The 14,578-nt window shown below is 42.7% G+C and carries 13 protein-coding genes; 6 read left to right on the top strand and 7 right to left on the bottom strand.

The window, feature by feature from the left end; genetic code table 11:
• From V7L12_RS07090 to V7L12_RS07075, 4 genes are all read right to left on the bottom strand, one after another.
• Nucleotides 1-869 (bottom strand): tetratricopeptide repeat protein (locus V7L12_RS07090; RefSeq protein WP_335083363.1); only part of this gene is annotated, 869 nt, incomplete at its 3' end.
• Nucleotides 863-2,302: an ATP-binding protein gene (locus V7L12_RS07085; RefSeq protein ID WP_335083361.1), complete on the bottom strand. Its 1,440-nt coding sequence runs from the start codon at nt 2,300-2,302 to the stop codon at nt 863-865. The genes V7L12_RS07085 and V7L12_RS07090, both read right to left, overlap by 7 nt.
• A gap of 199 nt (nt 2,303-2,501) precedes the next feature.
• Nucleotides 2,502-3,677, bottom strand: a complete 1,176-nt coding sequence (locus tag V7L12_RS07080; RefSeq protein WP_335083359.1) for a hypothetical protein — start codon at nt 3,675-3,677, stop codon at nt 2,502-2,504.
• Between the two features lie 77 nt (nt 3,678-3,754).
• Complete coding sequence (locus tag V7L12_RS07075; protein WP_335083357.1) at nt 3,755-4,183, bottom strand: hypothetical protein; 429 nt, start codon at nt 4,181-4,183, stop codon at nt 3,755-3,757.
• A gap of 360 nt (nt 4,184-4,543) precedes the next feature.
• Between V7L12_RS07075 and psbQ the strand changes: the two genes are divergently transcribed.
• From psbQ to hemJ, 4 genes are all read left to right on the top strand, one after another.
• Nucleotides 4,544-5,011, top strand: a complete 468-nt coding sequence (gene psbQ, locus V7L12_RS07070) for a photosystem II protein PsbQ (RefSeq protein WP_335083355.1) — start codon at nt 4,544-4,546, stop codon at nt 5,009-5,011.
• Nucleotides 5,012-5,120: 109 nt separating this feature from the next.
• A complete protein-coding gene (locus V7L12_RS07065; RefSeq protein ID WP_335083353.1) occupies nt 5,121-6,260 on the top strand; it encodes an NAD(P)/FAD-dependent oxidoreductase in 1,140 nt (379 codons plus the stop codon).
• A 124-nt stretch (nt 6,261-6,384) separates the two neighbouring features.
• Entirely contained in the window at nt 6,385-7,236 is an 852-nt protein-coding gene (locus V7L12_RS07060) for an alpha/beta fold hydrolase (RefSeq protein ID WP_335083351.1), read from the top strand.
• 321 nt (nt 7,237-7,557) lie between these two features.
• Complete coding sequence (gene hemJ / locus V7L12_RS07055; protein ID WP_335083349.1) at nt 7,558-8,139, top strand: protoporphyrinogen oxidase HemJ; 582 nt, start codon at nt 7,558-7,560, stop codon at nt 8,137-8,139.
• 199 nt (nt 8,140-8,338) lie between these two features.
• On the opposite strand, the gene V7L12_RS07050 is transcribed toward hemJ, so the two are convergent.
• Complete coding sequence (locus V7L12_RS07050) at nt 8,339-9,232, bottom strand: peptidoglycan-binding protein (protein WP_335083347.1); 894 nt, start codon at nt 9,230-9,232, stop codon at nt 8,339-8,341.
• A gap of 230 nt (nt 9,233-9,462) precedes the next feature.
• Between V7L12_RS07050 and V7L12_RS07045 the strand changes: the two genes are divergently transcribed.
• Both V7L12_RS07045 and V7L12_RS07040 read left to right on the top strand, forming a co-directional pair.
• Nucleotides 9,463-12,843, top strand: a complete 3,381-nt coding sequence (locus V7L12_RS07045; RefSeq protein WP_335083345.1) for a leucine-rich repeat domain-containing protein — start codon at nt 9,463-9,465, stop codon at nt 12,841-12,843.
• A gap of 115 nt (nt 12,844-12,958) precedes the next feature.
• A complete protein-coding gene (locus tag V7L12_RS07040; RefSeq protein ID WP_335083343.1) occupies nt 12,959-13,225 on the top strand; it encodes a hypothetical protein in 267 nt (88 codons plus the stop codon).
• Here the strand turns inward: V7L12_RS07040 and V7L12_RS07035 are convergent.
• Together V7L12_RS07035 and V7L12_RS07030 are read right to left on the bottom strand one after the other, a co-directional pair.
• A complete protein-coding gene (locus V7L12_RS07035; protein WP_335083341.1) occupies nt 13,200-13,469 on the bottom strand; it encodes a hypothetical protein in 270 nt (89 codons plus the stop codon). The two genes, V7L12_RS07040 and V7L12_RS07035, sit on opposite strands and share 26 nt — an antisense overlap.
• Nucleotides 13,470-13,564: 95 nt before the next feature.
• Nucleotides 13,565-14,308: a toll/interleukin-1 receptor domain-containing protein gene (locus V7L12_RS07030; RefSeq protein WP_335083339.1), complete on the bottom strand. Its 744-nt coding sequence runs from the start codon at nt 14,306-14,308 to the stop codon at nt 13,565-13,567.
• Nucleotides 14,309-14,578 lie beyond the last annotated feature (270 nt).

Below are 14,578 nucleotides of genomic sequence, written 5' to 3'. Positions count from 1 at the left end.
GTTGCCACCCAAGGGTGTTCATCCCCCAGCAGGCGTTTATACATCGCCAAAGCTTCGATATACAAAGGTTCGGCATCGCTGTACCTTCCCTGTGAATCGTAGAGGAGTGCCAAATTGTTCAGGCTAGTTGCCACATCAGGGTGTTCATCCCCCAGCAGGCGTTTTCTCATCGCCAAAGCTTCGATATACAAAGGTTCGGCATCGCTGTACCTTCCCTGTGATTTGTAGAGTGCTGCCAAATTGTTCAGGCTAGTTGCCACATCAGGGTGTTCATCCCCAAAACGTTTTCTAGCAGATGATAAACATTTTTCACGCCAAGGTAAAGCTTGCTCATAAGCTCCTTGACCTTGGTAAAATCTAGCCAAGCCGACAAAAGGCCAGATTAAATTATCATCGCTTAACCAAGCTTGGTAAACTGTGGCAGTTTCCGCAAGATGAGGAATAGCCAAAGTTGCTTGAGCAATTTCTATCAGTATGGGTGTCTCAGGAATATCTTTTGCTACGGCTACCATTGCTTGACAATAGCCACGCTTGAGTTCATCTGCTTCAGCCAAATCTTCTAACTTCTGCTGCAATAATTCCCGAATGCGATCATGGATTTGGTAGGTGTCCTCTGCCAATTCTTGCAGCAAATAACGCTCAACTAAAATAGTGCAGTTAGCTTTGAGGTCAAATTCCCACTGGCTATAACTTGCTGCTGATTCTACCGAAGACCAGGGGATAGGAGCCAAAGCAAACAAACTCAACAGACAAGCCAACTTTTGCGCCTCTGGTTCCAAGCTTTGCCAATTCAACTCAAAAGCTGCTGCTACACCAGACTCACCTGTTGATGCTTGCTTCTGTAGCCGTGCAAGGATGTCTGCTAACATAACACTCCCCCCTGGTTGCGACTATACGCCGCTATTTGATAAAGTCCAATGGGTATATAACCCATTAATTTGCAAATTCCTTTTGCTGTCTCCGTCTCCTGTTGAACATATTCATCCCCCAATAGCTTTGCTAATAATTCTAAGGCTGCATCTGCTGACAATTTACCTAACGGCAGTGATGGATATGTTAACCCTGTGTTTTGACGAGTGGTAATTAACACCTTAAACCGAGAACCTTTGAGTGGTAAATAGGGTTTAATTTGCATCCAGTCTTTGACATCATCAAATATCAATAAAACTTTGCCAGCTTGCCACTTCTTCCAGCAATAATTAACTTGACCTGCTAGGCTTAATCCATCCGGTGGATTAAAGTTAGGTAAATTCACAACTCCAAACTCTACTAACTGGGTTCCCAAATCAATACCTTGGGGATTTAACCAACAACACCCGCCAGAATAATCTTCCAAATATTGCCATGAGTATTGAATAGCTAACTCTGTTTTACCCACGCCACCTTGCCCAGTCACATCGCTAATAGCCACAACATCATTTGCTTGCAATAGCTGACGCAATTGTTCTATTTGCTCATCCCTGCCAACAAACTGACGAGCTTGACTCTGTTGGATATTATGCGGGATATCAAACGGGTTGAAATGAGATTTTTCAATATCTCCATCCCAACTGCGGGAATAAAAATAAGTCGGCAGTTGTTTTTTATCTAAACCGTTAAATTGCTGCTTAACTGCCTCGGTAACTTCCATCATATTCGGGGGAAAAGTCCCATTAGCTGCGGCTAAAGCCTCTCTCACAGCTTGAGAAAAGTATCCTGTTTTATTTTCAGAATTTACATTTGCTTTTTCTCCTTCCCGCGTAGCTAGTAACACAAATTGTTGACTATCTTGCTTTGGCTGACCACTCAAAAAAGCTTTCCCACCTAAATTAGTTGGTCTTCCCTTCGACTCTAAAACATAATTGGCACAGGCATCAATAATACAAATATGATTACGAATCTGAAATTTATCGGAACGCAACAAAACTAATAAAGAATTCAAATCTAAATTCTGCCAATTCTGTTTATTTGCATCAGCACAAAGCAACCGACGCTCTCGTTCTGAGGTAATCAAACCATGTCCCGCCCAAAAAATGTAGAGTAAATCCCCCGACTTTGGGGATAAAAAGTTACTCACAATGTCAGAGATATTTTGCTCTGTTGCTAACTCTACAGTTAACCCACATTCCCCAATTAACTGATGATTTTCTTCCAGCGCTGATAAACATAACCGGATATTCTCTCTCGGTACACCGCGCCGATGCAGCCAATGAGCAAATTTCAGCGCGTCATCGGCTGGCCCCCCACCCGTCACATTCCAAGCAGTTTCGTGGTACTTTTCAATACCCACAATTAACCCAAATGTCCGCTCAGGTTTAGCCATCAACTGCATGATGATTTAGTTTCTCACCTCCTATGGAAAATGATCTAACCCCCTAATCCCCTAACCTCCTTCCCTAGCAGGGAATCTACGGTGTACACACAAGTCAAATTACCCCCCTTAATCCCCCCTTGGAAAGGGGGGAAACAAGAAATCTAGTTCCCTCCCCTTTCTAAGGGGAGGGTTAGGGTGGGGTAAACCATTATGGCAACCTCGAAATAATCGCCTCCCAGGTTTTGGCATTTGTCCAATAAGCACCGTGGGAACGGGGAAATGGTTGTCTGCTATCCACTACCACATCCTGCACTCTATCAGGAAAAATTCTATTACCCACGTAACTGAGAAAATCCCGTAAATCGTAGATATTCAACCATTCCGGGAAATGCTCTGGCAATAACTGCCCATATTCTAAGCTGTAGAGGGCGTTAATCTCATATAAAAATGGTGCTTGGGAACCAACTGTTACCAATAATTCCACCTGAGACAACTGCTGCTGCACTAGCAAATCTACACAAGCGATACCTCCCAAGCTATGGGCGATTAAAACCACTGGCGGTTCTGCTTGGGCAATTTGTTCTTGGATAAACGCCCTGATTTTTTCACCCCGCGTCTGATACAACAAAATATCACCGGGCATAGGGGAGACTTTATCAGTTAACTCAAGGCGGTTTCCTCTGACATAATTAGTTCCCATTGGCAAAGCTAGTCCCACAAGTGGCTTTAATAACCAGCCACCCAATCCTAACTCCGTCTCTGTCAAAGCCAGAGTCAGCAATTCCACAACTTTATCCCGCAATTGGGCATCGGTGAGTATCAAAGGAAATTTTTCTTGCTGTTCGCTAATAAACATTGCTTGAGCCGCGATCGCTCTTGCTATTGGTGGATAATATTCACTCAAATCAGATTCGGAAACTGTGAGCAATGCCCGTTGATATGGTTCACTGTGGATAACCGCCTCTCGTGCTGGCTCAAATACCTCTGCAATTCCCGCCTCTTGCAACTTAGCTTGCAGTTGAGATGTCGGAGTGAGACTGGCTACACGAGATTGCAAAACATCGCCTGGTTCTTCCCCAAAGGGATTTCCTGCCTCAACAGGTTTCAAAGACAACAGCCGTAATTCATACAGAGGATCGCGGTATAATTGCCCCCACAGTACAATCTCTGCGTCTTCTTCTGCTTGAGATAAAGCCAGTGTCCCATCTTCCAAGGGTACTGATGCCCGATTATCATTGAACTTTGCACCTAATACACCCCAAAGGCAGGGAGAAACTTTGATATCAGGACGTTGGGCGTGAATCTTTTGCTCAATTATCTGAAAGGTTTCGTTGTATTCTCGTTCCCTAATGCCTGTGCCATGTACAAATATTACGGTGGTCATTGTGATATGGGTGGCTACGCCTACGCAAGGCTCTCCTCTGTATTATTCCTCACTACTTTCTCTGACACAAGTTGATTTCATTCACTTGGTTTATTAAATACTTCTAAAATCTGTCGGCAAATCTGTTTGAGCTTATCCGCAATTTCACCAGAAGGCGAAGATGCGCCGACAACACTCCAGTTTTCTACCGTAGAAAGTCGCCACGCTTCACCGCGATGATCGAATCCAGCCACCTCGACACCGATCGCCCGGCGGGAATTATTGATGGGATCTTGATAAAATCGGATTTGAATTAAAATACTACGACTTCGCCAAGATTTGCTAATACCAGGAAAGTGAAAGCCAATATCTATAGAATCTGGATCGACTAACTCCCTAGTTTCCGGGTCATTTTTCCAGGGTTTGAGATCGGATTTGGCATCAGGAAACTCGAATTTGAACAAATTAACCACCGTAGCAATGTTGCTGGCGAGTTCAAGGTTCGTTGCCTGTTCAGCTGCGTTCACTAAAAAACACTCCTATATTGCGTCGGCATCTTCGGGGATGTGAAGACATAAAAACCGCCAGAAGGCTTATATTAACGGTGTTTCAGCTTATCAAGAGCTTTGATATTTAGCAACTCTAAATCATATTTTCCTAACAATCCTCGTTACTAAACAGAAGCCAAAAATCGCTTCTTGTTGGGACTGCTTAACACCTATTAAGTAATTGTACTTAAAAATTACTCCAAAGCAGATGAAACTCTGGTCTTTGGAGAAAATATCAAGATTTTCTGCAAAATCCTTGGCTGACAAGAACGATTAACTGCGCTAGCGATCTAAAATGACACTGTTAATCGGTAAACCAAAAGCAATTAAGTTCAATATATGGTGCGTCAACGCTCGATTTTTTCATTTTTCCTAGTACTATTGGCCACATTCCTGATTAGTTGTGGTGGTCCTGGTGTTGCGGTGGCACCTCCGACTTACACAGCAGTACAACTTGAAAAAATTCAGGCTTATGTTCCTGAAATTCAGGCTGTGCGCGATCGCTCACAAGAGTTGACAACCCTGATTAAAAGAGGTGATTGGATCAATGTGCGTAACTTTATACATGGTCCCATAACAGAAGCAAGGCTGAATCTGACTTATGTCACTTCCAACCTTCTACCCAAAGACCAACCCGAAGCACGTCAAATAACGCGAGATTTGTTTAACGACCTAGTTAAACTTGATAGAGCTACTAGTGCTGGCAATCCTCAAGTTGCCTTAAATAACTCCCAAGCTGCTTTCGCAGAGATTGACAAATTTTTCCAACTGCTTCCTAAGACCAGCAGTGAAGCAGAGGCAAGTTAAGCGCAAGGTAAGATGATCTGAGGGAGATGAGGAGGATGAGAGAGAGTAAAAATTGCTTCCCCTGTTCTTTCATCTCCCGCATCTCTCCCATCTTTGCCTCAAAACAGCAATGAGTCATGTAGTTATTATCGGTTGTGGCGTAGTCGGGGCTGCGATCGCATTTGAACTGAGTCTAGTAAAAGGGCTAAAAATTACAGTTTGCGATCGCCAACCACCAGCACAAGCTTCCACGGGCGCTGCACTTGGCGTTTTGATGGGCGTAATCAGCCAAAAAATCAAGGGCAAAGCTTGGCAGATGCGACAAACTAGCATCCAACGCTATGAGACTTTGATTCCTGAACTAGAAGCTTTAACAGGTCGCAAAATTCCTTTTAATCGTCAGGGAATTCTCATGCTTTTGTCTGATTCCTCCCTAGAGGAGATGTCAGCATGGGAAAAGTTAGTAGAAATTCGCCACTCTCAAGGATGGAATTTAGAAATTTGGGACACGGCTAAACTCCAGAATATTTGTCCTCAAATAGAACGCGAAAAAGTTACTGGCGCTGTCTATTCTCCCCAAGACCGCCAGCTCGATCCAACTGCCCTCACCTTAGCTTTAGTTGAAGCTGCCCAGCAAAATGGTGTAACTTTCAAATTTGGCGTGACTGTTTTGGATGCCCCAACCTCAACATCTGAATTTTGCGATTGCCTTGAGACTACAGAAGGAAAAATAACCGCAGATTGGTTTGTAATTGCAGCAGGGCTAGGTTCAACTCCACTAACGGCAAAATTAAATCAGATAATTGATATCCGCCCCGTACTTGGGCAAGCCTTGCAAATGCGTGTGGGGCATTTATTAGGTAATCCCGACTTTCAGCCAGCGATAACGGGTAATGATGTCCATATTGTTCCTGTGGGCGGTGGAGATTATTGGATAGGCGCAACAGTAGAATTTCCTAGCAATGGCGATGAGATACCGCCAAATCAAGAACTGCTGGAATCTATTAGAGAACAAGCGATCGCATTTTGTCCAGAATTAGCCACAGCAACTATTCTCCGCACTTGGTCAGGGTTACGTCCCCGTCCTGAAGGACGCCCCGCCCCAGTTATTGGTAAGTTGCCAGGGTTTAGTAACGTCCTCCTAGCTACCGGACACTATCGCAACGGCGTTTTACTAGCACCCGCTACAGCTTATGCGATTCGTGAGATGATTATTTCTCAGGGAATGGGGAGTGGGGAGATGAGGGAGACAAGGGGACAAGGAGAATAACTCATGCCCAATGACGCCAGTTGCTTCTCCTGTCGGAGACGCTACGCGAACAAGTCGGGCATTGCCCGCCCAACGCACTGGCTCCCCAATGCCCAATTCCCAATGCCCAATATAGGAAAATAACGTGTCAATAAAAGAACATAAAATCAATGTAGATTCACTGGAATGGTTTTATCGGGAATCTTTACCAATCGGCAGAAGTGACTTAGCACCTGTGTTGTTGCTACACGGCTTAGTTTCACAAAGTTACAGTTGGCGTCATATTATACCTGCCTTGGCGAAGCAGGGTACAAGAGCGATCGCTCCAGATTGGATTGGTTACGGCTTTTCTGCCAAACCAGAAAAACGAGATTTTGCTTACACTCCCGATGCTTTTATCACAGCTTTAGAAGGATTTATTAAATCCCTAGAACTTGAACATTTTTCTTTAGTCGTCCAAGGCTTTTTAGGTTCTGTAGGACTACAATATGCTTTGCGTCATCCAGAACAAATTGCTAATTTAGCTATTTTAAATACACCAATTTCAACTGCTGCTAAATTACCCTGGAAAATTAAACAAATGGGTTTACCCTTAGCAGGTGAAGTAATGACCCAAGACCCCTTATTAGTCGATCGGACACTAGAAGGTGGAAGCCGTTATCGCATAGGAGATAAAGATTTAGATATTTATCGAAAACCATTTTTAACAGCTTCTTCATCTGGTCGAAGTCTCTTAGCAAGTATTCGCAATTTACAGCTTGATTCAGCCATGACAGAAATACAAACTGGCTTTAAAGAATGGCAACAACCAATTCTGATTCAATGGGGTATGATTGACCCTTGGCTACCTGTAGACATTGCCGAAAACTTTGCCAATTCCGTACCAAATACTGAATTAATAAAACTTAATAACGTCGGACATTATCCTCAAGAACACTACCACGAGACGATTTTGCAAGACCTTTTACCCTTTGTGCGTCGTAAAGATGCTCATTGACAATATAGCTCTGGCAAAAATCGATATTATAAAAATGAACCCACAGATAAACATAGAGAAATCATAGATATTTATCTGTGGTAGAAAATAAATTTGGGATTTTTGCGAGATTTATCAATATAACTTTTGGATAAATCAAAAATAAGAACCCCACCCCGCCAAAGCTACACTTTGTCTCCCCTCCCCTTGCTCAGGGGAGGGGTTGGGGGTGGGGTGTTAAGGACTTTTGCAAGAGGTCTAATGTTATCCCCGCCTGCATTTGTGAACTTTTTATTACCATTAAAAATGTATCACAACCACAAGTAAAGGAGATTAGGATTGATGGCTTATTCATGGTTTAAAGCCTTTCATATTGTCGGATTTGTAGTTTGGTTCGCTGGTTTGTTTTACTTAGTACGTCTTTTTATTTATCACGTTGAAGCTAACGAAGAACCTGAACCAGCACGAACGATACTGAAAAATCAGTATCAAATTATGGAAAAGCGCCTTTACTCTATCATCACTAACCCAGGAATGTTCGTGACGATCGCAATGGCCATCGGTTTAGTAAGCACTGAACCGGATATTTTAAAAGAGGGTTGGTTGCATATCAAACTGCTGTTTGTGGCTATTTTAATTGGCTATCATCATTACTGCGCTCGGCTAATGAAAAAGTTAGCAGTAGATGAATGTCGCTGGAATAGTCAGCAATTACGTGCTTTAAATGAAGCACCTACAGTTATGTTAGTAGCGATCGTTTTGCTGGCTGTGTTTAAGAATAATTTACCTACAGATATCGCCGCCTGGGCTATTTTCGCCATGATTATTTTGATGGCAGTCACTATTCAACTTTACGCCAAAAAACGCAGGCAGGATAAAGAAAAATTGACGGCACAGATAGGACAACCACAAGAACAAAGTTAGACATTGAGTTCATTCGCTTACGGTTACTCACCGCATCACCACACCCCGGTTTTGGCTTTAGACAAAACCGGGGTGGGGTAAAGCGTATGTGGGACAAGCGTTTGAGCTTAAGCTGATACCAATAATTGTGCGCCCCTACTAGACGTTGCATCACAACAATAAATGCTACCAATTAACCATTACTTCATCCTAAAAACGTTTACAGTAAATCATCCCCAGGAATTACGGTAGTGTAAAAAGTATATTTGCGATTAGCTACATAACGACGGTCTTGTTTAACAATCGCCATAAACTCTCTATGTCCCTCACGGGTACGTCCTACTAAACAACCCGCGCTAGCAAGGCGAATATCATTCCGGGGAAAATCAAAGCCGTAGTGTTGATTCACATAAAAATCATCACCTATATCAAGTTTGTCGCTAGTCCGTTTAAAATCTTGGTTGAAATCTCTACAAACAGTTATATCTCCAACTTGCACTAATGCCTCATGAGGCTCTGCTGTGCCGTGAGTGCCAACAGCCCAAGCTTTGTATTGTCCAAACTGAATCCTAGCCGCTCCTTTGGGATTCATCGGATTATAAGTGTAGTATCTCCCTGGTTCTGTAGTAGCTTCCCAGTGATCTACGATTTTGGGAATACCATTTACTACTTCAATCACAATCCGCCGATCATTAAATTGATTGGGTGTATCACTGTTGAGCTTCCAGTCTGCATCTATGCCCTCTACATAAACAATGTTGTATTCTTTTGGATTGGTAAATACCTGATAACCTTTGGATAGCATATATTTCACAATCTTACTAGGGATGTCATTGCCTAGTTTTAAGGGGGGTTTAGGAAGATCATCTATTTTGGTTTCAATTAATTTTTTGGCTGTGACTGCTCCTAAAAAGCCATTCTCTTCAGTCTTTGCTAATTCTTGAAATTTTTTGAGAGATATCACAGAAACAGGGCCAAATTTCCCATCTGCGGGAGGTTCTAGCAAACCTAAGCCGATTAACAATATCTGAATCTGACGAGCCAAGTCTGCATCTTCTGCGATCGCATCAAACGACCATTTCTCATCTTTTCCCAAGAAATCTTGTAGTTTCATTATGCACCTGCTTTCATTTACTGAGTTCTAAGTATAAACATCATTTTAAAAACTGATGTCGTCTCAAACTATACTCTAACCTGAAATATGATGTCATCTGGAGTCTGCGATCGCACGCACATTGCCTGAATGCGATCGTTAATACAAGCTAAATTAGTAATTAACTCAATTTCTCTGCTGCGCGTCCAAGCAGCAACTCGTCGTCAGGCATTGCCTCTGTAAAACCTAAAATGACTAATGAAGAACTGCTGAAAATTATTGAAAAAGCTGCCAGAGACGAAGCGAGAATATTAGACCTTTCTGGCAAAGGCTTAACAACCCTGCCAGCAGAGATTGGTCAACTCTCCAACCTCATTGGGCTTGACCTTAGCAAAAATCAACTGACAACCCTGCCAGCGGAGATTGGTCAACTCTCCAACCTCGACTGGCTTTTACTCTCGGACAATCAACTAACGACGCTGCCAGCAGAGATTGGTCAACTCATCAACCTCAGCAAGCTTATCCTCAGCAACAATCAACTAACGACACTGCCAGCAGAGATTAGTCAACTCTCCAACCTCAGCAAGCTTATCCTCAGCAATAATGAACTGACGACACTGCCAGCAGAGATTGGTCAACTCATCAACCTCAGCAATAATGAACTGACGACCCTGCCAGTAGAGATTGGTCAACTCTCCAACCTCAGGGAGCTTGACCTTAGCAATAATAAACTGACGACCCTGCCAGTAGAGATTGGTCAACTCTCCAACCTCAGGGAGCTTGACCTTAGCAATAATAAACTGACGACCCTGCCAGCAGAGATTGGTCAACTCATCAATCTCATTGAGCTTGAGCTTACCAATAATGAACTGACAACTCTGCCAGCAGAGATTGGTCAACTGATCAACCTTAGTGGGCTTTACCTTAGTAATAATGAACTGACAACTCTGCCAGCAGAGATTGGTCAACTGATCAACCTTAGTGGGCTTAAGCTTAGCAACAATCAACTCACAACACTGCCAGTAGAGATTAGTCAACTCATCAACCTGATTGGGCTTCACCTTAGCAACAATCAACTGACGACCCTGCAAGTAGAGATTGGTCAACTCCTCAAGCTCATGTGGCTTTACCTTAGTAATAATGAACTGACAACACTGCCAGTAGAAATTGGTCAACTCATCAATCTCATTGAGCTTGACCTCAACAACAATTTAGTGATGGTGCTGCCATCAGAGATTGGTCAACTTATTAAATTAGAAGAACTCAAGCTTAGTAATAGTAGATTAGAAACTTTGCCTGTAGAAACATGGAAACTCACTAAGTTAACTGTACTTGACCTACGTGATGGGCGAATAAAAATGCTGCCTGAAGGGATTGAGCAGCTTTTTGAACTGAGCAGGTTAAACCTTCGTAACAATCTCCTAGAAACGCTACCTAAGGAAATCTGGCAACTTACTAAGCTCAAAAGATTAGACTTAAGAGGTAACAAACTTCCTATTCCACCTGAAATTTTAGGATCATCTGATCTCCGCAGAAATCCTGGCGATCCATCTACGATCCTCAACTATTTTTTCCAACTTCAGAAACAAGAGAAAAAGCCTCTCAATGAAGCCAAAATGCTACTAGTTGGTCAGGGTAGTGTTGGTAAAACCTCTCTGGTTAGACGGCTAATCAATAACCGCTACAACCCCCATGAGTGCAAGACCGAAGGCATCAATATCACGAACTGGCAGATTACTGTTAACGAGCAATTAATCCGGCTCAACGTGTGGGACTTTGGTGGACAAGAAATCATGCACGCCACCCACCAGTTCTTTCTTACTAAACGCAGCCTTTATCTGCTAGTGCTTGATTCTCGCGTAGATGAACTGCAAAACAAACTAGAATACTGGCTAAAGATTATTCAGAGTTTTAGCAACGATTCCCCTATTTTGATTGTTGGCAACAAAATTGACCAACATCCCCTCGACATCGATCAGCGCGGCCTGTGCCAGAAATACCCTGCTATTAAAGGCATCATGTCTATATCCTGTCAGACTGGGGAAGGTTTAGAGAAATTGCAGCTAGCTATTACTAACCAAATTGCCAACTTAGATCACATTCATGACCCATTACCCCAAAGCTGGTTTCAGGTCAAAACCCGCTTGGAACAGATGGAAAAGGATTACATCCCCTATAGTGAATACGAAAGCCTGTCTCAGGAGGAGCAGGTTAGTGATGCATTAAGTCAAGCTACCTTGATTGAACTTTTGCATCAACTTGGTATCATTCTAAATTTCCGAGATGATCCGCGTTTGGCAGAAATGGGAGTTTTAAATCCAGAATGGGTCACGAACGGAGTTTACAAGATCCTCAATGACAATCGCCTGATGACTGAATTTCGGGGTATTCTGGATCGCACTCAACTTAACCGGATTTTAGATAACTCCCGCTATCCTGGCAATAAGCCACTATTCATCATCGATATGATGCGGAAGTTTGAACTCTGCTTTCCGCTAGAGGATGGCAACAGCGATCGCTTCCTCATCCCTGACTTGTTGCCTAAAGAAGAACCTGCCACAGGCGATTGGGAAAATGGTTTGGCATTCCAGTATCATTACAGCGTCCTCCCCAACAGTATCATCTCCCGCTTTATTGTACGGATGCACCATAACAGCGATCGCCAAACTTGGTGGCGTAGCGGCATTGTTCTCAAACACCTTGGTAATCGGGCACTTGTCAAAAGCGATCAGGAAGACCGCAAAATCTTTATCACCATCAGCGGCTCATCCTCGACTCGACGAGAATTACTAGCAATGATCCGTTCTCAGTTTGATGCCATCCACCAAACTATTAAAGGGTTGCTACCAGAAGAGAAAGTACCGATTCCGGGACACCCCAATATTGTTGTGGACTACAAAAACCTGCTTGTTTATGAACAGAAGAACTTACTTATCATTCCCCCAGGTTTGATAGAACCATTCAATGCTCGACAACTGCTTGATGGCATCGAACTCAAAGAAGAACGACAGGAACGACAGCGTGAACACGATCAAGAAGAAAATTGCATGGTAACTCGTCCATCTACACCAGAATTCGAGAAGGAAATTTTTCTCTCTTATGCTTGGCGTGGAGAAAGTGAGCAATTTGTCAATAAACTAGATGAAACTTTCCAGGCAAAAGGAATCAAAATCATCCGCGATAAACGCGATTTGGGCTACAAAGGACTAATCAAAGCCTTCATGGAACGGATTGGACGCGGTAAATGTGCGATCGCAGTTATTAGTGATAAGTATTTAAAGTCTCGCAATTGTATGTTTGAGCTAATGCAAATTGCTAAAAATGGAGAGTTTTATAATCGAATTTTCCCGATTGTGTTAGCGGATGCCCAAATTTATAAACCTGTTACAAGACTTAAATATATTAAGCATTGGGAAGACGAAATTAAAGAATTAGACGAAGAGATGAAAAAAGTTGGTGCAGCTAATTTGCAGGGATTTCGTGAAGAAATTGACCAATACACCGAGATTCGCAACACGATCGCAGAACTAACCAACCTGCTAAAAGATATGAACACGCTCACCCCTGATATTCACAGTGAATCAGACTTTGAGTCATTGCTGAATGCGATCGCACAGCGTTTAGATGAGTAAAAATAACCTATTGATTAAGCTCAGAGGTTGAGCAATGTCTCCGACAAGCTAGACTTACGCCCTTTTAACTAGAGAATTTCTGTTCTAAAGTGCAAGCTTTAAGTTCAAAAGTAGAATGATGAGGGTTAAAGGCGCAACTGCGAGGATTAAAGGCGCAACTGCGAGGATTAAAGGTGCAACTGCGAGGATTAAAGGTGCAACTGCGAGGATTAAAGGCTCAACTTCGAGGATAAAAGGTGCAACTTCGAGGATAAAAGGTACAACTTCGAGGGTTAAAGGCGCAACTTCGAGGCTTAAAGGTCAAGCGATCGCCTTTTTAACTCGACAATTGGTATTCAAAGGTGCAAGTTTCGAGTTCAGAGGTGGAATGGTGAGGCTTTGAGGTGGAAGGAACAATCAGATGATTGGTTAATATCGTTTACCTGTCTGTCTTCTTCTAGCAGTGCAGCTAGTTTATTAGCAGCTTCGTGGCAATTATAGGGAGACCACAGATGATAAGTGACTCCTGGCTGTAACGACAATGCTTCTTCTTCAGTCGCTAGTTCTTGAACTAAAAACTGCATGACCTTGAGTTTATCTGCACGAGATAGGTTGTGCAAGGTTGGGAATAAATCTGCTACGCTCATATCAAGTTAAAGATAACGACTAAATACTTTTTATATTTTCACAACTACAGACTTCATTAGGGGCATGGCGATACTGTCGCTGTTTTAAAATATAACTACAAAAGTTTTTGCTCGATTTCCTCAAGCTGCTGATCTAATCTATTTTGTTCTGTTTGGGCTTCCTGAATTTGCACTTCTAGTTTCCACTTTGTAGATACATCAGTTTCAATGGCGTATGCTTGGCGCAGCCGACCTAATTTTGTGCTAGCCAGGTCATACTGTTGTTGTAGTGAATCCCGTTCTTGCTCTAATCGGCGACGCTGACGTTCAGTTAAACCCCCACTCGTTGTAGGAGGGTTAGAAGTCGCAGGCATAGTAGTTCCAGAAGCAGTTGAGGAAGAGGTTTTTGATTCGGCAATATCTTCAACTACTCTCCGAATCCCTTGAGCAACATTTAAAAAAGCCTCATCTTGGTCTTGCCAGGTTGTAATCGGTTTAGCATTTTTGGGAAGTGCTTGTAGTTTACCAAAAGGCGCACCATTCCAGTCTGCCGACTTAAGAATAATCGGAATTACACGAGCTTTCCGCGTTTCATGTCGTTCCATTGCTTGTGTCATTTCTATGTCGTAACAATAATCTGAAGCCAGAAAGTCAGCACTTACGAGCAGCAGAATGATATCTGCAACTTCAAGATTTTCATCAATGGCATTTGCCCATTCACTGCCGGGACTGATTTCGCGATCGTGCCAAGCTTCAATAACTCCTTGACGTTTCATCATGCTCAGATGAGTTGCTAATTTGTCACGCAATACTTCATCTTTGTGGGCATAGGAAAAAAATACTTTAACTGCATTAGACATATTTTGGAATCTACTTGATTAAATAGCTGTATAAGAGTATGTAAGTTAATTTTCCCAAAATAAAAGCCCAAACGCAGAATATTTATTTCACGTGAGTCTCCAACGACTTATATCATATCCGTCTAATCAGCCTAATAAAAAGTACCTCTTTTGGTTTTATAGTAACCGCCAAGGTAGTTAGGACGTAAACTGAAAGTAGTCCCTTGTTTGAGAAGCGATCGCTTAACCAATGCCAAAACCCTACAGTTACGACCTACGTCAGAAGGTGAT

Origin of the sequence: Nostoc sp. (genome assembly GCF_036918245.1) — a bacterium.
In the GTDB taxonomy this organism is placed as follows: Bacteria; Cyanobacteriota; Cyanobacteriia; order Cyanobacteriales; family Nostocaceae; genus Nostoc.
Note: the sequence above shows the minus strand (reverse complement) of the source record. Positions and strands in the feature narration are given on the sequence as shown.